General features: G+C 42.1%; 18 protein-coding genes and 5 tRNA genes. 2 read left to right on the plus strand and 21 right to left on the minus strand.

Features of this window, described 5'->3' with window-relative positions:
- Positions 1 to 1,073: 1,073 nt before the first annotated feature.
- The 8 genes from tyrA to ffh form a co-directional block, all read right to left on the minus strand.
- A complete protein-coding gene (tyrA, locus tag OO184_RS11785; RefSeq protein ID WP_265379355.1) occupies positions 1,074 to 2,195 on the minus strand; it encodes a bifunctional chorismate mutase/prephenate dehydrogenase in 1,122 nt (373 codons plus the stop codon).
- A gap of 5 nt (positions 2,196 to 2,200) precedes the next feature.
- Positions 2,201 to 3,295: a 3-deoxy-7-phosphoheptulonate synthase gene (locus OO184_RS11790; protein ID WP_283256290.1), complete on the minus strand. Its 1,095-nt coding sequence runs from the start codon at positions 3,293 to 3,295 to the stop codon at positions 2,201 to 2,203.
- A gap of 706 nt (positions 3,296 to 4,001) precedes the next feature.
- Positions 4,002 to 4,808: an alpha/beta fold hydrolase gene (locus OO184_RS11795; RefSeq protein WP_265379356.1), complete on the minus strand. Its 807-nt coding sequence runs from the start codon at positions 4,806 to 4,808 to the stop codon at positions 4,002 to 4,004.
- 355 nt (positions 4,809 to 5,163) lie between these two features.
- The gene (gene rplS, locus OO184_RS11800; protein ID WP_036814090.1) at positions 5,164 to 5,517 is read right to left on the minus strand and encodes a 50S ribosomal protein L19; all 354 of its coding nucleotides are present in this window, start codon (positions 5,515 to 5,517) and stop codon (positions 5,164 to 5,166) included.
- Between the two features lie 63 nt (positions 5,518 to 5,580).
- A complete protein-coding gene (trmD, locus tag OO184_RS11805) occupies positions 5,581 to 6,333 on the minus strand; it encodes a tRNA (guanosine(37)-N1)-methyltransferase TrmD (protein ID WP_049583021.1) in 753 nt (250 codons plus the stop codon).
- A 39-nt stretch (positions 6,334 to 6,372) separates the two neighbouring features.
- Positions 6,373 to 6,921, minus strand: coding sequence for a ribosome maturation factor RimM (gene rimM, locus OO184_RS11810; protein WP_265379357.1), 549 nt, complete (start codon positions 6,919 to 6,921; stop codon positions 6,373 to 6,375).
- 18 nt (positions 6,922 to 6,939) lie between these two features.
- Positions 6,940 to 7,188: a 30S ribosomal protein S16 gene (gene rpsP / locus OO184_RS11815; RefSeq protein ID WP_049583023.1), complete on the minus strand. Its 249-nt coding sequence runs from the start codon at positions 7,186 to 7,188 to the stop codon at positions 6,940 to 6,942.
- Between the two features lie 136 nt (positions 7,189 to 7,324).
- A complete protein-coding gene (ffh, locus tag OO184_RS11820; protein WP_049583027.1) occupies positions 7,325 to 8,686 on the minus strand; it encodes a signal recognition particle protein in 1,362 nt (453 codons plus the stop codon).
- 185 nt (positions 8,687 to 8,871) lie between these two features.
- Here ffh and OO184_RS11825 point away from each other — a divergent pair, with 185 nt between their 5' ends.
- Both OO184_RS11825 and OO184_RS11830 read left to right on the plus strand, forming a co-directional pair.
- Positions 8,872 to 9,663 (plus strand): cytochrome C assembly family protein, encoded by a 792-nt coding sequence (locus OO184_RS11825; RefSeq protein WP_088372514.1) that lies wholly within the window; start codon positions 8,872 to 8,874, stop codon positions 9,661 to 9,663.
- 39 nt (positions 9,664 to 9,702) lie between these two features.
- Positions 9,703 to 10,977, plus strand: a complete 1,275-nt coding sequence (locus OO184_RS11830) for an HlyC/CorC family transporter (RefSeq protein ID WP_265379358.1) — start codon at positions 9,703 to 9,705, stop codon at positions 10,975 to 10,977.
- Positions 10,978 to 11,102: 125 nt separating this feature from the next.
- Here OO184_RS11830 and luxS read toward each other — a convergent pair whose 3' ends face one another.
- The 13 genes from luxS to aas form a co-directional block, all read right to left on the minus strand.
- Complete coding sequence (gene luxS / locus OO184_RS11835) at positions 11,103 to 11,618, minus strand: S-ribosylhomocysteine lyase (protein WP_265379410.1); 516 nt, start codon at positions 11,616 to 11,618, stop codon at positions 11,103 to 11,105.
- A 153-nt stretch (positions 11,619 to 11,771) separates the two neighbouring features.
- Positions 11,772 to 13,331 (minus strand): glutamate--cysteine ligase, encoded by a 1,560-nt coding sequence (gene gshA, locus OO184_RS11840; protein ID WP_265379359.1) that lies wholly within the window; start codon positions 13,329 to 13,331, stop codon positions 11,772 to 11,774.
- 182 nt (positions 13,332 to 13,513) lie between these two features.
- Positions 13,514 to 13,590, minus strand: a tRNA-Arg gene (locus OO184_RS11845).
- Positions 13,591 to 13,678: 88 nt separating this feature from the next.
- Positions 13,679 to 13,755: transfer RNA gene (locus tag OO184_RS11850), tRNA-Arg, on the minus strand.
- Positions 13,756 to 13,843: 88 nt separating this feature from the next.
- Positions 13,844 to 13,920 (minus strand) — tRNA-Arg (locus tag OO184_RS11855).
- 88 nt (positions 13,921 to 14,008) lie between these two features.
- Positions 14,009 to 14,085, minus strand: a tRNA-Arg gene (locus OO184_RS11860).
- A gap of 10 nt (positions 14,086 to 14,095) precedes the next feature.
- Positions 14,096 to 14,188: transfer RNA gene (locus OO184_RS11865), tRNA-Ser, on the minus strand.
- A gap of 386 nt (positions 14,189 to 14,574) precedes the next feature.
- Positions 14,575 to 14,760 carry a carbon storage regulator CsrA gene (csrA, locus tag OO184_RS11870; protein WP_002209449.1) on the minus strand — a complete coding sequence of 62 codons (186 nt, stop codon included), beginning with the start codon at positions 14,758 to 14,760 and terminating at the stop codon, positions 14,575 to 14,577.
- A gap of 246 nt (positions 14,761 to 15,006) precedes the next feature.
- On the minus strand, positions 15,007 to 17,637 hold the full coding sequence (gene alaS, locus OO184_RS11875; protein ID WP_265379360.1) for an alanine--tRNA ligase: 2,631 nt from the start codon (positions 17,635 to 17,637) through the stop codon (positions 15,007 to 15,009).
- A gap of 319 nt (positions 17,638 to 17,956) precedes the next feature.
- Positions 17,957 to 19,024, minus strand: coding sequence for a recombinase RecA (gene recA / locus OO184_RS11880; RefSeq protein ID WP_265379361.1), 1,068 nt, complete (start codon positions 19,022 to 19,024; stop codon positions 17,957 to 17,959).
- Positions 19,025 to 19,129: 105 nt separating this feature from the next.
- Positions 19,130 to 19,633 (minus strand): nicotinamide-nucleotide amidase, encoded by a 504-nt coding sequence (gene pncC, locus OO184_RS11885; protein ID WP_265379362.1) that lies wholly within the window; start codon positions 19,631 to 19,633, stop codon positions 19,130 to 19,132.
- A 25-nt stretch (positions 19,634 to 19,658) separates the two neighbouring features.
- Positions 19,659 to 20,813 (minus strand): lysophospholipid transporter LplT, encoded by a 1,155-nt coding sequence (gene lplT, locus OO184_RS11890; protein ID WP_265379411.1) that lies wholly within the window; start codon positions 20,811 to 20,813, stop codon positions 19,659 to 19,661.
- A gap of 47 nt (positions 20,814 to 20,860) precedes the next feature.
- The gene (aas, locus tag OO184_RS11895; protein WP_265379363.1) at positions 20,861 to 23,026 is read right to left on the minus strand and encodes a bifunctional acyl-ACP--phospholipid O-acyltransferase/long-chain-fatty-acid--ACP ligase; all 2,166 of its coding nucleotides are present in this window, start codon (positions 23,024 to 23,026) and stop codon (positions 20,861 to 20,863) included.
- Positions 23,027 to 23,088 lie beyond the last annotated feature (62 nt).

Consider the following 23,088-nt stretch of genomic DNA (forward strand, 5'->3'; position numbering starts at 1 on the left):
AAGAGGTAAAACACAATTAAAACCGTATGCCGATTAAATCCAGAAGCTAACACCATAACTTTCAATAACAACTTAAAAATTGCCCATCGTAAAACCATCAGTAAAAAAATAAGAAATAAAAATTGGTTTTGTTAATGCCTAAAACGAATATGATTAATATTCATTGCGCGTAAAATACCGACATATCATGATGGTTAAACTTAATAAAACAGGGCATTAAATGAGGGAAGAACAACTGTTAAAACCTGTACTATCTCAGCGCTAACAATTACCGGTTATTTATAAAGTATCTGTCAGATTAAATCCGATTCAGCTTTTTCCCCCAGATTCATTTACCATCTAAAAAGCAGGCGTTAAAAGGGGTAAAACACAATTAAAACCGTATGCCGATTAAACCAAAAAGCTAAAACCATAACTCTTAATAACAATTTAAAAACTGCCCATCGTAAAACCATCAGTAAAAAAATAAGAAATAAAATTGGTTTTGTTAATGCTTACGTATCCCGGAAAAAAAGACAAATGAGAATATGAATAGGTTTATCCGTTTACCAGAAACTACACCTCCCAAAAAATCCACCCTTAATAACGTTTTCAACCGGGGGAATAAACTTCTTTTAAAATCAATCAAATAATCGATGATAAAGCTCAACATAAAAAAATCCGCAAATGAATAATTTAACCAAATAAAAACTCAGTCACTTGCAGCATTATTATGTGGCATATTCACTATACTCAATGGATTTCAATATGCATCGCGACGGCAAAGGAGCGAATCCCCGGGAGCATAGATAACTATGTGACCGGGGTGAATGAGTGCAGCCAACAAAGAGGCAACTTGAAAGATGACGGGTATATTACTATGCAAAGCTGCGGCACCTTAAATATGCCAATTTAAACTCGCTTTACACGAATTTAATCCGACCAATAGCATTGCTTTTCTATAGTTTGATTTAAACTACTCCTCTATTTTATACCTTTAATATGATTTAATCGGCAAAACCTTTCACCCCCATTAATAAAATGAAACTTATCAGCAATTTGAACCGGGTATTGTCATATCCGGTTCTTTTTAGCTATTGGCGACTATCATTCGCTTGTTGAAGCAATACTCTGCTCTCTCTCATAAAATGAGATGCATAATCACCAAACCACTCACTAACATCTTCAAAACTGCTGACAAAAGCCCGTTTGTCCTGGCTTTCCAATATCTCTAGCGCTTGCCCAAAATTTTGGTGATAACGGCGTATAAGATCAATATTCTCTGGCGATGACATAATAATATCCGCGTAAAGCTGAGGATCTTGCGCAAATAACCGCCCAACCATAATCAGTTCCAAACGGTAAATGGGTGAAGATATTGATAACAATTGTTGTAAATCAGCGCCTTCCTGTGCGAGATGTTGCCCATAAGCAAATGTCGTGAAATGGCGCAACGCCTGAATAAAACTCATGTTTTTATCATGCTGTTCAGGGCTAATCTGATGCAAACAAGCTCCCCAAATCAACAACTGTTCTAAAAACCATTGATAAGCTTCCTCTTGACGTCCGTCACAGTAAACAACAACTTGTTTTACCAAACTACCGACATCTGGCCCAAACATGGGATGTAATCCCAACACCGGACCTTTATGCACATCAAGCATAGCTTGTAATGGCTGCTGTTTAACCGACGCCAGATCCACCAAAATGCAATGGTCAGGTAATGGCGGCAAACGGCGAATAACCTCTTCTGTCAAATGAATAGGTACGCTGATAATCACCATACCCACTCCCGCCAGAATCTGCTCCGCGTTAGGCCAATCTTGTGGTTCCAGATTTCTGACTTCATAACCAGACAAAGTTAACAAACGGCCAAACAGTTTCCCCATTTTGCCTAAGCCGCCAACAATGACTATCGGCCCCAATTGCGGACAAAGCGTTTTAAACCCTTTATTATTCTCACTGGTGTAGGACTCACGCATAATACGGCGCAGAATATCTTCAATTAAATCCGGCGGAACACCAAACTCTTCGGCCTCCTGCCGACGTGAAGCAAGCATTGCCATTTCTCTGTCAGGCGCATAAATTGACAACCCATTCTGACTTTTTACCTCACCAATCTCTGCAACCAATTCCAGACGCTTTGCCAGCAAGCCTAGCAAAGCTTTATCCACTTCATCAATCTTATCCCGCAATTGAGATAATTCAGCCGCCATATTTATTATCCCGCTTTTTTCAGCACTGTCATTCTTTGCGACAATTGCATGCTAATTTGCTGATGTAATTTTCTTAGAATTGCTTCTGTCGTCTGCCAACTAATACACGCGTCAGTAACTGATACACCATATTTCATTTCACTACGCGGTTGTTCAGAAGATTGGTTACCCTCATTAATGTTGCTTTCCAACATAATGCCAGTAATAGATCGATTCCCTGAAATGATCTGATCCACAATAGAATCCACAACCAAACTTTGGCGACGAAAATCCTTATTAGAGTTACCATGACTGCAATCAATCATCAAGGAGGGTAATAATCCAGACTGCATCATTTGCTGTTCACATTCCATTACATGTTGGGCGCTGTAATTAGGGGTTTTACCACCACGCAAAATAATATGCCCATTGGGATTTCCTTGCGTTTGTAATAAACACACCTGCCCCGACTGATTTATTCCTACAAAACGGTGTGGCATAGCCGCTGCGCACATCGCATTAATTGCAGTGTTCAAGCTACCATCAGTCCCATTTTTGAAACCAACAGGCATAGATAAACCTGAAGCCATTTCCCGGTGTGTCTGAGATTCTGTGGTTCTCGCGCCAATTGCAGACCAACTGAATAAATCCCCCAAATATTGTGGGCTATTCGGATCTAAAGCTTCTGTTGCAAGAGGTAATCCCATTTTAACCAAACTAAGTAGTAAGCGACGAGCAATATGCAGGCCCGCTTCCACATCAAATGAACCATCCATGAATGGATCATTAATAAGACCTTTCCAACCCACTGTTGTACGAGGCTTTTCAAAATAAACACGCATGACGATGTACAAGCTATCACTCAATTCAGCAGAAAGGGCGGCCAAACGGTGAGCATAATCCAGAGCCGCATCCACGTCATGAATAGAGCAAGGGCCACACACTACCAGTAAACGGGGATCACGGAGCTGAATAATATCAGCAATTGTTTTACGTGCATTTGCAATAGTATGCAGATCACCATCACTCAGTGGGTATTGTTGCTTTAATTCTTTTGGAGTGATAAGAATTTGCTCACCACTGATGTGAACGTTATTAAGTGCATCTCTTTGCATGAACATTTTGATTTTCTCCTCAAGTTATCATTATGTACTCATTTGTTTTTATGCATTTGACTAATAACATATCACGCATCGTAAAGAATACAATCCAAAAGTGTAAACAAAACCAAAACACTGTAAATTTTTGTTTACAAAAAATGAAAGAGGAGTCAATTCAATGATAAATCTATTCTAGAATCAATTAATAAGATTAAAATTGTTTCATATAGAAAAATATTAGAAATGATTATATTAAAACACAAGAAGTAATATTTGAGTCAATATTTTATAATCATTCATTCTTTATTTTTATATTTAAAATAATCAGGTAAAAAATATATTTATTTCATTTTTATTATTAAAAACAGATAATATCAATAATCTCAATTTATATTTCCTATAAAATTATCAAGCGCACCCGTCAAATATTAATTTATACCCGTCATCTTTCAAGTTGCCTCTTTGTTGGCTGCACTCGTTCACCCCGGTCACTGAGTTCGCTATGCTCCCGGGGATTCGCTCCCTTGCCGTCGCGATGCATCTTGAAATCCATAGAGTATAATTGGATGCGTATTGTTTAACACTCGTCATGAAAAGGATCTAGGCCATCACCTCTTATTATGTAGGCTATATTGTGTAGGCTATATTGTGATGAAAAATTTATATCGCTCTTTTAAACTCAATACACTAGAGGCCGTAAAATCCGGCCTCTTTATTAAAATATCTGTTACAAAGCTTTCTGTAAAAAAGCAATTAATTCCTGATTAACTTTATATGGTTGCTCCAATGTGGAAATATGCCCTGCACCCTGGATAATAATATGATCACAGTGCAATATTTCAGCCATCAAATAACCCTCCAGAGGCGGGCGAGGCATATCTTGATCACCAGTAATAACAAGCGAGGGAATATCTAATTTTTCCAACAAATGAATTCTATCTTCACGCCCAAATATTATTCTACCTAGCGGAACAATACTATTACGCAATATTTCCGCAGGAATGGCCACCAAACGCTGAATTAATTCATCAACCAAATGCTGAGCAGGTTGCTGGCTAAAGAAAGCTGGCACTATCAACTGTTGCAAAATAGATTGAGGAATTGCACCAGCCTGCTCTATCGCATCCAACATCGCAAAGTATTTTGTATGAGTCACTTCAGGTTCTAATCCGACAAAGGTATCCATCAAAACCAGTGCCTTAACTCTGTCCGGGACCATATCTACCAACTCAATTCCCCACATACCGCCAGCAGATAAGCCAATGATAGCAAATTCTTTAATGCCAAGCTGATCCATCAACGCCAGGTAATCCCGAGCTAAATCAACCAAGGAGCTATGTTGTTCTGGTAGCTCTCCCGAGCTGCCATGTCCCCAGAGATCAGGAGCAATCACCCGGTATTGTTTACTTAAGGCCTCGATCTGAGGCTCCCACATATTAGAGTCAAACAAATAGCTATGCCCCAGTAATAATGGGAAACCTTCACCCTCATCTCGGTAAGCCATTGTTTTGTTATGTATTTGAAAAGTTTTCAAAGCAAATCCTTATAGTCAGTTAATAACATCTGAAATTATTCTAAAACTCTCAAAATAATTGTCTTTAAGATTATTACGATCTGATAATAATGTATTGCCGAATAATTTATCGATGAATAAATATCCTCCTTCATAAAAAGAGCCTTGATTTCGCTCCTGGAGAGCGTAATAAAAAATCCGCTAAAAACCCGCCCGTATTCAGCCTGACTTTTCATTACAATAATCAAAAATACAGCAGAGCCAAAACCAAATTGATGATCACACCCGCAGAACGAAGTTTTAAGTTGAGAATAAAAAAAGAGGCCAGCAATTGCTGACCTCTTTAACGATAACTTTCGGATGTAACGAAAGCGTATTATTTACTGTTCAGACGCTCTTTAATACGAGCAGCTTTACCAGAACGCTCACGCAGATAGTACAATTTAGCTCTACGAACAGCACCACGACGTTTAACGTTAATGCTGTCTACGACTGGGGAGTGAGTCTGGAATACACGCTCAACACCTTCGCCGTTAGAAACTTTGCGAACAGTGAATGCAGAGTGCAGACCGCGGTTACGAATAGCGATAACCACGCCCTCGAATGCCTGCAGACGTTTCTTAGCACCTTCTACGACCCATACCTTAACTTCCACGGTGTCACCCGGACGGAATGAAGGTACGTCTTGCTTCATCTGCTCTTGTTCAAGTTGTTTAATAATGTTGCTCATAATAATTCTCTTACCCTAGGTAAACTGATATATCAGAGACATTCCCTTCGGGATATGTCTGGATTAATTAGTTGCTTCAGTTAGATGTTCCCGTTGGAACTCTGTTAGCAATATCCTTTGCTCGTCAGTCAGAGCTAGGTTTTCCAGAAGTTCAGGTCTTCTAAGCCAGGTTCGGCCAAGCGATTGTTTCATCCGCCAGCGATTAATTTCAGCATGATTTCCAGACAGCAGCACTGGTGGAACTTCCATACCATCTAATACCTCCGGGCGAGTATAGTGCGGACAATCCAGCAATCCATCAGCAAAAGAGTCTTCCTCCGCTGATGCTTGACGCCCCAGAACACCCGGAATGAACCGAGAAACTGAGTCAATCATCGTCATTGCCGGGATTTCACCACCACTGAGCACGTAATCACCGATAGACCATTCTTCGTCAATCTCAGTTTGGATCACCCGCTCATCTATCCCTTCATAGCGGCCGCAAATCAAAATCAGTTTTTCATTTGCTGCCAGCTCACAAACCCCTTGTTGGTTGAGTTTGCGCCCCTGAGGTGAAAGATAAATCACTTTTGCGCCTTCGCCCGCCGCAGTTTTTGCTGCATGAATGGCTTCCCGTAAAGGTTGAACCATCATCAACATGCCTGGACCACCGCCATAAGGCCGATCGTCAACGGTACGATGCCGGTCATAGGTAAAATCCCGTGGATTCCAGCATTCAATACTTAACAGGCCATTTTTCACTGCCCGGCCAGTTACCCCATAATCGGTTATTGCGCGGAACATTTCAGGAAACAGGCTAATAACCCCAATCCACATTATCGTGTCCCACTCATTTCAACCGCTTATAACCGGAGTTTAAAAACCAGGATCCCAATCTACTTCAATGGTTTTAGTAGCGAGATCGACTTTCTTGATAACCTGCCCATCAAGAAACGGAATTAGCCGTTCCTTGATACCGAATGCATCTTTCAGGTTTGCTTTAATTACCATTACGTCGTTAGAACCGGTTTCCATCATGTCATTGACAGTACCCAAGTCATAACCTGCTGTGTTGATTACCTGGCAACCCATCAAGTCTTTCCAGTAGTAATCACCCGCATCCAGCTCTGGCAGTTGTTCTGAATCTACAATAATTTCGCAATTAGTCAGTAAATTCGCAGCATCCCGATCATCAACACCTTTAATTTTGATGATCATATCCTGATTGTGGTGTTTCCAGGCTTCCAGTTCGATGTGTTGCCACCGACCTGCCCGTTGAATAAACCACGGTTGATACTCAAAAATGTCTTCGGCATGTTCGGTGGAAGAAAAAACTCTGAGCCAACCACGAATACCATAAGTTGAACCCAGTTTTCCCAATACAATTGAGTTTACAGGCGGTTCAAAACAGGTTTGCTTGCTCATAGTTACCACCGCGACAGATTAAGCTGCTTTTTTAGCGTCTTTGATCAGTGTAGAAACACGATCAGACACAGTTGCACCCAGACCAATCCAATGTTCAATACGGTCCAGATCTAAACGCAGTGTTTCTGCTTTCCCTGTTGCAATAGGGTTGAAGAAGCCAACACGCTCGATAAAGCGACCATCACGCGGGCTGCGGCTATCGGTCACGACTACTTGGTAAAACGGACGCTTTTTGGCGCCGCCACGAGCTAAACGAATTGTTACCATAACATCCTCATTAGTTAACAAAACAACCAGACTTCATCGAGGAACGAAGTCCGGCTGTCAGATAAAAAGCCCGAAAAGTTTACTCACTTTGGCGCAAAAAGCAATCCAAAGTGGATATTCTTCGAGACTTTATCAATTAACGGCCCATAAATCCGGGTGGCATCATGCCTTTCATACCACGCATCATTTTTGCCAGGCCGCCTTTTTTCATCTTTTTCATCATGCGCTGCATTTCGTCGAATTGTTTAAGCAAGCGGTTAACATCTTGAACCTGAGTGCCAGAACCATTGGCAATACGACGTTTACGAGAACCTTTAATTATTTCCGGTTTTTGCCGCTCTTTACGCGTCATGGAATTGATAATAGCTTCCATTTTCACCAGAATTTTATCATCCATCTGGGATTTCACCGCATCTGGCACTTGAGACATTCCCGGCATTTTGCTTAACATGCTGGCCATGCCCCCCATGTTACGCATCTGCTTTAGCTGATCTAGAAAGTCATTTAAATCGAAGCCGTCACCTTTCTTTAATTTAGAAGCCAGCTTTTCAGCCTGGGTGCGATCAACTTTACTTTCAATCTCTTCAATCAGGGAGAGAACATCCCCCATTCCAAGGATTCGAGAGGCAATACGATCCGGATGGAATGGTTCCAACGCATCCGTTTTTTCACCAACACCCAGGAATTTAATCGGCTTACCGGTAATATGACGAATAGATAGCGCAGCACCGCCACGAGCATCGCCATCGACTTTAGTTAACACTACCCCCGTCAGCGGCAATGCTTCATTGAAAGCTTTCGCAGTATTAGCCGCATCCTGCCCCGTCATCGCATCAACAACAAACAGGGTTTCCACGGGATTAATGGCTTTATGAACCTGCTTGATTTCATCCATCATCGCTTCGTCAACATGCAGACGGCCCGCAGTATCCACCAAAAGCACATCATAGAATTTCAATTTGGCGTGCTGTACCGCTTGAGTCACGATATCAACGGGTTTTTCCTGAGCATCGGAAGGGTAGAAATCAATACCAACTGCCTGTGCCAAGGTTTCAAGCTGTTTGATAGCGGCTGGACGATAGACGTCAGCAGATACCACCAAAACTTTTTTCTTCTGTTTTCCTTTCAGGAAACTACCGAGCTTGGCAACGCTGGTCGTTTTACCTGCGCCTTGCAGACCAGCCATTAATACGACGGCAGGCGGCTGAGTAGAAAGATTTAGCTCACTGTTAACTTCCCCCATCGCCTTAACGAGTTCATTCTGAACAATTTTGACAAACTCTTGGCCGGGGGTAAGGCTTTTATTAACCTCGTGACCAACCGCGCTCTCTTTAACGCACGAAATAAAATCACGCACTACAGGCAATGCAACGTCAGCTTCAAGTAAAGCCATGCGAACTTCACGCAGCGTCTCTTTAATATTGTCTTCGGTCAGTCGCCCACGGCCACTGATATTGCGCAATGTGCGCGATAGTCTGTCGGTTAGATTATCAAACATTGTCTCTGCTCAATTTTTTTAAATGGGCTACCTGTAAGGCGTATTCCACAAATTATAACACGATGGTAAGGGATCTCTGCACAGAGATTCGCACCGATGATTAACAACGGTTGGAGGCTACCCTTGCTGGCGGTATACTTAAGCTTTAATTCAACCAAAGACTATCGCTAAAACGACTAAATGCTATGCCAGTATTTTCTATAATTTCTTCATTCGCTTATTTACTCAGCCTGGTCCTGATTATTCCCGGCTTACTGCGGAAATCGAAAGGATACCGCAGGCTGGCATTACTTTCCGCAATTGTCGCTTTAATTTGTCATGCTATTGCACTTAAATACCAGATCTTCCACGTTAGCAGCGGACAAAACCTCACGCTCCTAAACCTAGGTTCTATTGTCAGTTTGCTGACTTGTATCATAATGACAATTGTTGCTTCTCATGGCCGAGCTTGGTTCCTGCTACCCATTGTTTATAGTTTTGCCATGATAAATTTGGTCTTAGCGAGTCTTATGCCAGGTGAATTCATTACTCACCTAGAGGCCAGCTTTGGATTATCTATCCATATTGGATTAGCGCTTCTTGGCTACGCGACTTTACTTATCGCTGCATTATATGCATTACAGCTTAGGTGGTTGGATCATCAACTTAAAAATAAAAAACTCACTTTTACGCCAGATATGCCCCCACTCATGTTCATTGAACGCAAAATGTTTCATATCACTCAGGTTGGCGTAATATTACTAACACTGACGCTCTGTACCGGCATCCTCTACATAGATAATATTTTCAGTAGCGAAAATATCCATAAAGCAATTTTATCTATCATCGCGTGGTTTGTTTACATTGTTTTATTATGGGGCCACTACCATGATGGATGGCGCGGTAAACGCGTTATCTGGTTTAACCTGATCGGCGCATTTACCCTGACACTCGCCTATTTCGGCAATCGATTATTACAGGAAATCATGATTTACTAGGAGTATAATGTCCAATCGATACTTGGAAGGAATTCTATTTTGGAGCATGTCTCAACAAGCACATTACTGATTATTTTAATCATCATGGTCATTGTTTCAGCTTATTTTTCCGCCTCCGAGACAGGTATGATGACAATGAATCGCTACCGCTTACGTCATCTGGCAAAGCAAGGGAACCGCTCTGCCCGCAGAGTTGAAGCATTACTTCGCCATCCTGAGCAGCTCATCAGTCTGATTCTTATCGGCAATAATCTGGTTAATATTCTTGCTTCAGCACTCGCTACTATCATTGGTATGCGTCTTCACGGTGATGCCGGAGTCGCTATCGCAACCGGTATTTTGACGTTTATCATACTGATATTTTCTGAAGTTATGCCAAAAACGATAGCAGCCCTCTATCCTGAAAGAGTCGCTTTTCCAAGCAGTTTTCTGCTCCGCCCGTTACAGAAAATCATGCTGCCGTTAGTTTGGACGCTAAATAAAATTACCTTATTATTAATGCGTTGCCTTGGTATTAAACACCCTACTGGCTCCAGCCACGCAATTAGTAAAGATGAACTTCGCACTATTGTGAATGAATCAAATGCCAAGCTATCACAGCAAAATCAGGATATGCTGATTTCAATTTTAGACCTGGAAAAAGTCACAATCGGCGATATTATGGTTCCCCGTAATGAAATTGTCGGCATTGATATTAATGATGACTGGAAATCCATCATACGGCAATTAACTCATTCACCTCATGGCCGGATCGTGCTTTATCGTGATTCACTTGATGATGCCATTGGCATGCTCCGTGTTCGTGAAGCTTACCGGCTGATGACAGAAAAAAAAGAGTTCACCAAAAGAAATCTGATTAAAGCCGCAGATAAAATCTATTATGTCCCAGTCAGCACACCACTTAATATCCAGTTAGTGAATTTCCAACGTAATAAGGAAAAAGCTGGGCTCATCGTTGATGAATATGGTGATATTCAAGGATTGGTCACTGTTGAAGATATCCTCGAAGAGATTGTCGGTGATTTTACAACATCCATGTCTCCTTCTCTGGCTGAGGAAGTTTCACCACAAAGCGATGGGACTATTTTGGTTGACGGGACAGCTAATATCCGCGAATTAAATAAAGCCTTTAACTGGGCGTTGCCTGTTGATGGACCACGAACGGTTAATGGTATGGTACTTGAAGAGTTAGGAGAAATACCCGCACTTAATGTACAAGTGCAAATCGGCAAATATAATTTTGAAGTACTTTCAGTGAACGATAATGTCATTAAACAAGTTCGAGTCACCCCCATTAGCCAATTTCCTGCGTAAGCAGCACAAGCCATTTAAATCGCTGCGGAAAATTCACACCGCTGGAGGCGCACCACCAACCTCCAACGGTAAATTCCTGTTAATACCTCATCTCAGGAACCCGAAATATCATCACTGCTATGGAACTACACTTTCAATTCAGTCAGTTTTTCTTCTGGCAATGCCAACTCATCATTCTTATTAACGAGGACGTCTGAATCAAGAATATGACGTGCAATATCCTGAGCTTCTGTCAGTGAATGCATGTGATAAGTACCGCATTGATAAATATTTAGCTCTGGGATTTGACTCTGATCTTTCACTTTCAAGACATCAGCCATAGCCGCTTTCCACGCGTCTGCAACACGTATTTCTGCCGGTGCGCCAATCAAGCTCATATAAAAACCTGTTCGACATCCCATTGGCGATATATCAACAATTTCAACACCTTCACCATTGAGGTGGTTGCGCATAAAACCAGCAAACAAATGTTCAAGTGTATGAATACCCTTTTCAGGCATAACCTGTTTATTAGGTACGCAGAAACGTAAGTCAAAAACTGTGATGGTGTCGCCATGAGGCGTTTTCATAGTCTTAGCAACTCTTACGGCTGGCGCATTCATACGAGTATGGTCAACAGTAAAACTATCCAGTAAAGGCATTTCTTCATCTCCACAAAAAAATTCAGATTTTTCTTCCAGCAAATGAAACCTTTTCATCTGCCACCGGTCGTAAAGAATGAAAGACGCGTAATCATTATCCCTATTCTCTAGAAAATCCTATTTGGCCACTTTCACTTGTGGCCCTTTTCTTTTCTAGCATCCTGTCTGTTGTTTCAGATACTCATCAAAACTAATTGTATCCTCACGTTCCAACGCATCTTGTCGCTCTACGGAGGCCCTGCGTTCTATAGCAAACTGTTCGTCGCTAATAACCTCATATTGCTCATTGATCAGTTGCTGATGGTATTCATCTGCCAATTCCAGTCCAAAGCCGCCAATGCCCTGGCTCTTCATTCTTTCCAGCACGCGAGCCGATAAAGTCAGTGATGAATCATCAAACATAGCGATTAATTCTTCGCAAACCTTTTGATACTGTGTGCCAGAACAACTATCCAATATTGCGGCAACCCGTTTCAAGTCACTAAATAACTTTTTGCCAACTTTTGCTAACGGCTCTTCCACACTTCCACAACCAAGACCAATCATTTGCCCTGGTTTACGCCCCTCAAGGATCACTCTATTCCAGTTCTTACGGCAACAATCTAATTCATCACTGCTCATTTCCGGCGCTTCGGCAAGCACGCACCATATTAAGAATAGGTCAAGAAAACGAATTTGTGTTTCATCGACACCAATCGCTGCAAATGGGTTAATATCCAATGAACGAACTTCAATGTATTCCACTCCCCCACGCAACAAAGCATCAGAAGGCGATTCATTCCCCTTAGTGACACGCTTAGGTCGGATTGGCGCATACAGCTCATTTTCAATTTGTAAAACGTTGGTATTGAGCTGAATATGCTTATCACCTTGCTTAATACCCAATTTAGCAAACTCATCAGATGGCTTGTGAATCGCTTTTTTCAACCCGTCAATATAGGTATGTAGGTTATTAAACGTAATATTTAGATCACTTTGTGATTTATTGGTGTACCCCAGATTGCTCATTCTTAGTGAAGTCGCATAAGGCAGATAACAAGTTCCATCTTCCGTTCGATCAAAAAGAAAAGCAGTCTCTCTTCCACGTAAGAACGAGGAACAAATTGCCGGAGAAGCGCCAAACAAGTATGGGATCACCCATCCAAAGCGATAATAGTTACGGATCAAGCGGAAATAGCCATTAGAGATCTGCTCTTTACCACTCTCTGCATCTTCAATACCAGCCCAGGCACGCCAGAACTCAATTGGCAATGAAAAATTATAATGAACCCCGGATATGGTCTGCATTAACGCGCCATAACGATTTTTCAACCCTTCACGGTATAAAGTTTTATAGCGACCAACATTCGATGTACCATATTGAGCCAAAGTAATGTTCTCTTCCGCATCAATAAAGCATGGCATACTTAATGGCCACATTTTTTCTTTATCCAGCACACGCGCTGTGTGACGATGAATATCTCTAAGAAAAGAAACCGTATATTTTATATCATCATTAACTGGTGTTATGAACTCCAACAGTGACTCGGCAAAGTCAGTAGTAATCCATTTATGCGTAAGCGCTGCACCAAGTGCTTTAGGATGCTCCGTTATGGCTAAACTACCATCTGAAGTAATACGCAATGTTTCACGTTCAACACCGCGACGAATTCCATTTAAAATTGTCGGATGCGCCTCTAGCCATGATAGAGCCTTTGATACGTCCGGGATCAATTCGACCTCCCGTAGTGTTTTAGAAGAATTTTTATAAGGGTTTACTTTATCTTAAACAAGCCAAATTGTCGCTGATTAGATATATCAGCAAAAACATTTCAGCGTCATACAGAAAGCGGGTTAGTTATGGCAACACAAGTAGAAAGGAAAAAGCCCTGCTGTTTAATCAGCAGGGCTTGATATGGCGCATCCAGAAGGATTCGAACCTCCGACCGCTCGGTTCGTAGCCGAGTACTCTATCCAGCTGAGCTATGGATGCATGTTCAGTTTTTCACTCTTGGTAAAAGACAGTGACTGCTTCGATTACCTGAATGGTACCTCGGATGACTTCATCTCAAGGTTTAATATGGCGCATCCAGAAGGATTCGAACCTCCGACCGCTCGGTTCGTAGCCGAGTACTCTATCCAGCTGAGCTATGGATGCGTGTTCAGTTTTTCACTCTTGGTAAAAGGCAGTGATTGCTTCGATTACCTGAATGGCACTTCAGATGACTTCATCTCAAGGCTTAATATGGCGCATCCAGAAGGATTCGAACCTCCGACCGCTCGGTTCGTAGCCGAGTACTCTATCCAGCTGAGCTATGGATGCGTGTTCAGTTTTTCACTCTTGGTAAAAGACAGTGATTGCTTCGATTACCTGAATGGCACCTCAGATGACTTCATCTCAAGGTTTAATATGGCGCATCCAGAAGGATTCGAACCTCCGACCGCTCGGTTCGTAGCCGAGTACTCTATCCAGCTGAGCTATGGATGCGTGGTTTAAATGGCGGTGAGAGAGGGATTCGAACCCTCGATGCAGCTTTTAACCGCATACTCCCTTAGCAGGGGAGCGCCTTCAGCCTCTCGGCCATCTCACCGTACGCTTTCTTTCGAAACGCGACTCAGAACTTTTGTTTAAGCTCCTCGTCACTGCGTGGCGCACATATTACTTTCCCAGACTTATAAGTCAAACAATTTTTCTAAACCTGTGTTTGTTTGAACACTTCACACACAAGATGTTTAGTTTGACGTCAAAAAGTGTGCTTTATCAGCAGTAAATTATCACAACCTCAATTTAAGTGCATGCAAATCATTATTCGCCACAATAGCATGATAGGAACACGATATTCTTACGATAGAAAAACAAAAAAGGGGGAAAATAGACAAGAATTTAAGAAATTAGTAAGACCAAAAAATACCAACAGAGATGAAATCCCTCAAAAATGGCGCCCGGTTCTGACAGAGATAGGACGCCAACTTAGAGTCAGTAAGTTGTTGGCTGAGACTTTTCGGCCTGAATCCGCTGATAAATTTCTTCACGGTGAACAGAAACTTCTTTAGGGGCATTTACACCAATACGAACTTGGTTACCTTTAACCCCCAGTACTGTAACTGTTACCTCATCGCCTATCATGAGCGTTTCACCAACTCGACGAGTCAGAATAAGCATTCTTTGCTCCTTGAAAATTTAAAAGAGTCGGGTCTTTCGGTTTCCCCGCTATTATCCATCAAACACCGTGAAAACGTAAAACAATGGTATATGCTTAAAGTATAAGCAATTTTAAGCGCATTTCCTACCTATATAGTTTAGCCAAAATAAATAAATATGCGCTTAACCTTTTAACAATTTCACAACAAAGTTTCAAGGCACCATAAAAACAACGCTATGATGCCCCGTAAACTCAAGTAATACCACTTATAACCGCGATGCTACCCACTCTTCCACGCTATCCAAAGCAGAAGGTAACGCTTCAACATCAGAACCACCTGCCTGGGCCATATCAGGGCGACCACCGCCTTTACCACCGATTTGCTGAGCTACAGAAGAAATTAACTCACCTGCTTTTATTTTAGCAGTCAGATCCTTTGTGACACCAACAATTAAGCTGACTTTATCATCACTTATAGTGGAAAGCACAATAATCGCTGAATCTAGTTGATTTTTTAGATCATCAACCATCATTCTCAACATCTTAGGTTCTGTATTGCTTAACTGACTAACCAACAACTTCACGCCCTTCACTTCTTTCGCTTTACTTGCTAAAGAAGAGCTCTCTTGTGCAGCCTGTTGATCTTTAAGCTGTTGAAGCTCTTTTTCCAACGCTTTGGTTCTATCCAACGTCACCCGTACTTTTTCACTCAGGCTATGGATATCACTTTTCACTAATTGAGCGATATCCTGAATTAAATCAACCTGTTGATGTACAGATTCCAACGCTTTTTTACCTGTAATCGCTTCGATCCTACGGATACCCGCAGCCGTTCCAGATTCAGCAATAATACGGAACAAGCCAATATCACCGGTACGATTCGTATGAGTCCCTCCACATAATTCAGTGGAAAAATCCCCCATTGACAGTACACGGACTTGTTCTTCGTATTTTTCACCAAACAGTGCCATTGCACCTTTGGCTTTTGCTGTTTCCAGATCCATCAATTCAGTAACAACAGGTGAATTTTGACGAACTTCGGCATTAACCAAATCCTCAACCCGACGGATCTGCTCTGGTTTCATCGCTTCAAAGTGAGAAAAATCAAAGCGAAGGTATTTATCGTTAACCAGAGAGCCTTTCTGTGATACGTGCTCACCCAAAATTTGACGTAACGCAGCATGTAACAGATGAGTTGCTGAGTGATTCAAACGAATTGCATCACGACGTTCAATATCAATAACCGCATTGATGTTATGGTTTACACTTAAAGTACCTTTTTCAAGCTTACCAATATGACCAATAGCCTGACCATATTTTTGTGTATCAATAACACAAAAAGCACAATCAGTATTACTCAGAATACCTGAGTCACCAACTTGCCCACCGGACTCAGCATAAAAAGCGGTCTTATCTAATATAACAATCGCTTCTTCACCCGCTTGAATTTGATTGACTGATTCGCCATCACGGAAGATAGCTGTTATTGTTGCCTGCTGTTCGTTATGATCGTAGCCAGAGAAATCACTACGTTCATCAACGTTGATCAATTCATTATAATCGGTACCGAAACCACTTGATTCGCGAGCACGACGACGCTGATTTTCCATTGCCGCTGCAAATCCCGCTTCATCAACGCTAATATTACGCTCACGGCAAACATCAGCAGTTAAATCCACAGGGAAACCATAGGTATCATACAGACGGAAAGCCGTTTCGCCATCCAGAATATCGCCGGACAGTTTTGCCAGTTCATCGTCTAGCAACTGAAGACCACGTTCCAGAGTACGAGCAAACTGCTCTTCTTCTGTTTTCAAAATCTGCTCAACAATTGTTTGCTGGCGTTTAAGCTCTTCTCCCGCAGCGCCCATCACGTCTATCAATGGGGCAACCAGTTTGTAGAAGAAGGTCTCTTTAGCCCCCAACATGTTTCCGTGACGGATAGCTCTGCGGATAATACGACGCAGAACATAACCACGGTTTTCATTAGAAGGAACAACACCATCACAAATCAAAAATGCACATGAACGAATGTGATCAGCAACCACCCGCAGAGATTTATTACTCAGATCATCTGTAGCGCCAGTGACATTAGCAACAACTGTAATCAAATCACGGAACAGATCGATCTCATAGTTAGAATTGACGTGCTGCAATACAGCGGCGATCCGCTCCAGCCCCATCCCCGTATCTACTGATGGTTTTGGCAACGGCTCCATCGTGCCATCAGCATGACGGTTGAACTGCATAAAGACGATATTCCAGATTTCAATATATCTGTCACCATCTTCCTCTGGGCTTCCTGGCGGTCCACCCCAAATATGTTCGCCATGATCATAAAAAATTTCAGTGCAAGGACCACAAGGACCGGTATCACCCATTTGCCAGAAATTATCCGATGCATAAGGCGCACCTTTGTTATCACCAATGCGGATAATTCTTTCTGCTGGTATTCCGACTTCATTCTTCCAAATATCATAGGCTTCATCATCTGTCTGATAGACAGTCACCCATAATTTTTCTTTAGGCAAATTGAACCAATCTTTGCCAGTCAGAAGTTCCCAAGCATAGCTAATAGCATCATGTTTGAAATAGTCACCAAAACTGAAATTACCGAGCATCTCAAAGAAAGTATGATGACGTGCGGTGTAACCTACATTTTCTAAATCGTTATGTTTACCACCGGCACGAACACAACGCTGAGCAGTTGTTGCTCGGGAATAAGATCTTTTGTCTTGTCCAAGAAATACATCCTTAAACTGGTTCATCCCTGCGTTGGTAAACAGCAGTGTTGGGTCATTATTTGGCACCAAAGAACTACTTGGTACGATTTGATGCCCTTTAGTATGAAAAAAGTCGAGAAACGCTTGACGGATCTCAGCGGTGCTTTTGCTCATAATTGTCCCGAAATCAAGCTGGAAAAACAGATTTATGAATTGGTTAGGCGGGATATTCCATCACCTATCTTCAACTCACGAATAAACAAAGTGGGGATAAGATAAAAGTTCTTCTATTAGAAGTAAAATCCCAGATACATCCATTCGCTGGCAGCATTGTAAATCGTCTGGGTATTTTCTGAAAGCATGATCGCATAATATGGATAATACTCGCTTTCTGAGAGAAGAAACCGCGTCATTATTAACGCGGTATAAGTTTGATGACAAAACTTTTACAGCTTTAATACGAGAATACAAACTACCGATATAATTAGTTAGATTAGAATTCTTCGTTATTCATCTCTTCGTTTTCATCACCTTCGTAATCAGAAGCCGCGCTACTGAATTCACCGGCATTATGCAACAGCATTTCACGTAATTTTTTATCCAGTTCAGTAGAAATTTCAGGGTGCTCTTTCAGGTAGATGGTAGCATTCGCTTTGCCTTGACCAATTTTATCGCCATTATAGCTGTACCATGCGCCTGCTTTTTCCACCAGTTTATGCTTCACACCTAAATCGATTAATTCACCATAAGTGTTAATGCCTTCGCCATACATAATCTGGAATTCTGCTTGCTTAAATGGCGCTGCCACTTTGTTTTTGACTACCTTAACACGGGTCTCGCTACCAACAACCTCTTCGCCATTTTTCACAGAACCAATGCGGCGAATATCCAGACGAACAGAAGCATAGAATTTCAGCGCGTTACCACCGGTTGTTGTTTCAGGATTACCGAACATGACACCAATTTTCATACGAATCTGGTTGATAAAGATCAACAACGTATTGGAGCTTTTCAAGTTACCGGCCAGTTTACGCATTGCCTGACTCATCATTCTAGCTGCCAGCCCCATATGAGAATCGCCAATTTCCCCTTCTATTTCAGCTTTTGGCGTTAAAGCAGCAACGGAGTCTACGATAATCACATCAACAGCGCCGGAACGTGTCAACGCATCACAGATCTCAAGAGCCTGTTCCCCCGTATCGGGTTGAGAACACAACAGATTATCAATATCAACACCTAACTTCTTAGCATAGATAGGATCAAGGGCGTGTTCAGCATCAATAAACGCACAGGTTTTACCTTCACGTTGTGCTGCGGCAATAACCTGTAACGTCAGCGTTGTCTTACCAGAAGATTCCGGACCATAGATTTCAACAATACGCCCCATCGGCAGGCCACCAGCACCTAATGCAATATCCAGCGACAATGAACCCGTGGAGATAGTTTCAACGTCCATTGAACGGTCTTCGCCCAAACGCATGATGGAACCTTTGCCAAACTGTTTTTCAATTTGGCCTAGTGCCGCTGCTAGTGCTTTTTGTTTATTTTCATCAATAGCCATTTTTACTCCCTCGTAAGCAATGAAAGGGCTCTCTCACTGCCGATGAATAATTTCTGATACTAAAACGTTGTCTGCAATTATACTGTATAATCATACAGCATCAAGTTAATTTTTTATAATCTCTGATAACAATGTTTTCAGAGAATAGATGACAGCTTGAAGGCGTACTTCATTTCTATCACCGTTAAAACAACAATGGCGGGACACAACTTCTACCCCATTTACCGTTAGATATGCAAATCCAAACCACACTGTACCAACAGGTTTTTCTTCGCTGCCGCCATCAGGCCCGGCAATGCCGCTGACCGAAACCGCCAGATCTGCCTGCGCGGCTTTCAGTGCTCCTGCGGCCATTTCTCTCACAACCTGTTCACTAACAGCGCCATATTGCTGCAAAACGGCTTCTGACACGCCAAGCATCTGATGCTTAGCTTTATTACTGTATGTCACAAAGCTTCGGTCAAAATAAGCAGAGCTACCAGCAATATCGGAAATGGTCTTCGCCAACCAGCCACCGGTACAAGATTCAGCACAAGTCACCCACAGTTTGTGCTGTCTCAGTTTCTCTCCCAGTTCAATACTAAGCTGAGTCAGAATTTTTTCACTCATAACACACTCTTTATCCGGTAAAAGATCAATTTCTTTGAAACCGGTTCCAAATCCACAAACTCGTGATTGTCAACGCCAACAGAGTACCAAAACCTATCCCTGTAGTAACAACCGGGACACCTATTTTAATAACCAATGAGTACAACCCAAGCATCAATAACATGGCGATATTCTCACCCAAATTCTGCACTGCGATTGCATAACCGGCCCCAATCGTTTGTCTGCCGCTTTCCTGCAATAATGCATTCAATGGCACAATAAACAAACCGCCAAAAATACCGAGAATGATTAATAAGACGTAGGAAACCCAAATACTTTGCTGAACAGCAAAAATGACCACCATCACGCCGATTAAAACACCAGCAGGCATACAACGGTGGACTGTTTTAAGGGTGATGAAACGGGCAGCAACACCGGCGCCAATAATAATGCCGACAACAACCATCACATTAAGTATTGTCGGCGTGCTATTGTCAGAAATTCCCAGAACAACAGGCACCCATAAGACTAATAGGAATCTCAATGTTATACCTGCTCCCCAGAACAAACTGGTGCCAATTAAAGAAAATCGAGCGCCTTTGTTATGCCAAAGAATACAACAAGATGAAGTAAAGTCTGTCAGCATCTTTTTCAGATTCCAGCCGTTATCCTGACGCACAGCCGATAATCGGGGAATAAAGAAATTAGCGACAACAGCGATACCATACATCAGCGCACAAACAAGCAGTGCGACAGCCAGGTTCCAATCAGACAAAAAACCACCAGCAACAGAGCCAGTAAGAATGGCAATTATCGTTGAAGCTTCCATCAAACCATTAGCTTTTACTAAACGGTCGCCATCGGTCAGTTCAACCAATATTCCGTATTTAGCCGGTGAATATGATGCAGCTCCCACTCCCACCAAGGCATAACCCAGAAATGGATCGTATCCCAGACAGATAGTAAACGCGCCCAACAACTTGATGCTATTAGCAAACAACATCACCCGATCTTTCGGGAAACGATCAGCAATTTGCCCTACAAAAGGCGCCAATAGGATATATGCCAAAACAAACACTATCTGTAATATCGGCTGGCTCCAGTCAGGATAAAACTGGGCTTTCAACTGTGCCAAAATCGCAAACAACAGCGCGTTATCGGCAAAAGCCGAAAAAAACTGCGACACCAATACGGCTTTCATGCCACGGGTTAATAGCGGCTGAACAACGGAGGGTGTATTCACGATGATTATTCCTGTTCAGCTTCGGCTATTTTACACAAAGTAACAAAATCGGCTTTACCACTGTCAAGTGCTGGCAATGATTTCACATAACGAATATCACAGGGGATTGCTAACTCTGGGATGCCCATTTCCTGAGCAGCCTGACACATTGATGAATATTTCAGTTGCGAATCAGTCGTGAACAACACCCATCTTTCTCCTTCGTTATGACCATTCTTAACGGTAGCAACATGCATGGCATCAGGAGAGACCTTCAATGCAAGTTGCTCTACACTTTCCAATGACACGATTTCTTCCTGTTTAGCAAAACGTTTCCCCCGACCAAGACGTTTCCCCCGACCAAGAATAGTACAGAATCCCTGTTCATCAATTGAAGCAATGTCTCCAGTATCGAACCAACCAAACTGAATATTCCCATGCTCATCTTTTGCCGCGGGTGGTTCTAAATGATTTGGATCTTCAACGCTCAGATACCCTTTCATCATATTCGGGCCACGTAGCTGCAAACGCCCCCCCTTCTTAATTCCTGCTACCGGAATCAAACGGGATTCCATTGCCGGCAAAATCCGCCCAACAGTACCAACTTTAGCCATCATCGGCACATTCAATGCAATGACAGGCGCACATTCTGTCATGCCATATCCTTCTAAAATGCGAATACCGAATTTATCTTGCCAAATCTGTTTCGTATTTTCAGCGAGCTTTTCAACACCGGCTATAACACAACGAAGACGCGCAAAATCATACGGATGAGCGAAATAGGCATAATTCTCCAGGAAAGTGGATGTCCCCAATAATACGGTACAGTTACATTCATATACCATTTCTGGCACTATCCGATAATGCAATGGGTTTGGATAGAGGAATATCCGGCTACCAGACAATAGCGGAGTGAATAAACCAACAGTCAACCCAAATGCATGAAATAGCGGTAAAGAAGACATAAAACGGTCAAGTGGATTGAAATCAGTAATGGTTTTTATCTGTTCCACATTGGCTAACAAACTCGCGTGACTGTGAACTACACCTTTTGATATACCTTCTGAACCGGACGTAAATAATACCAAAGCATCATCATCCGGTTTTTGCGCCGCCATCGCTTGCTTCGGAAAAAAGAGGTGCCACAAGACCCATAATTTATCCCGAAAAGTTACCGTACCTTCCAAATCCTCAAGATAAACCCAGTTAACCTCCGTAACCTGCTCAGATAAATGTGTTAATCGCTCTTTTTCCAAAAATTGACGGGAAGTCACAATAGTTTTAATACTGGCAATTTCTACCGCATTTTTCAATCCATGACTGTCGGCTGTATAGTTTAATAAAGCCGGTATTCTTCCTCTCAAAGATGCCCCGAATATCGCCGCTACCATAATAGTGGCATTAGGTAAAAGAAAACCTATCCGTTCCCCCTTGCAGGTAAAACGCTGCAAAACACGGCTGGCAGCCAGTATTTTTTTAAGCAGACTGTTATAACTCTCTTCTTTAAAAGGAACCTCTCCAATACAGGGCTTAAAACGACCAAATTGTTTTCGTGCAACCAATAAAGATTCAAATATTGTTTCTTGCGGTCGGGTCGCCATTCGCGCACTCATCATTATTTCATGCAAACGCTCACCGGCTAAACGACGTCGTTGCTCCGAACCAGACACATCCGGCATCGGCAATTGTACCGCAGGCAAGATTTTCATAGTCACCTTCGGAAAAAGGTGAAGTTTGAAAATACCTTTTAATCGGCTGAATACGGTTCTTTCCAGCCCTTCAATGCGAACAGGAACCACAGCAGCTTCTGACATCGCGGCAATAAAAGCCGCTCCATCATAGATTTTCATCAAAGAACCGGTAACCGTGATTCTTCCTTCAGGAAAAATAACTATTGGTCGCCCTTTTTCTATTTCCTTAACCAGCACCCTGATAGCCATTGGATTTATTGGGTCCAAAGGAGCTATTTCAACATAGCGCCTTACCAGTTTCATAAAACCACGATTTGCAATATTGGAATAGACAGCAAATACTGGCTTGACCGGTAAGAAAAGCGTCAGCAAAACCCCATCAATAAAAGAGACATGATTAGGCGTGATAAGACATTTGGGGTGGTTAAATTGTTTAATATCTCCTTCTACTGTTAAACGAAACATTAAACGAAAAACAAGCCTTAGAAATTTAAACAACATATTCGTATCTCAACCCATTTGAAAAAATAAATAGAAGATACTATTTATCATTCGACTCTGTA

The organism is Photorhabdus aballayi (assembly GCF_026153155.1).
Lineage (GTDB): Bacteria > Pseudomonadota > Gammaproteobacteria > Enterobacterales > Enterobacteriaceae > Photorhabdus > Photorhabdus luminescens.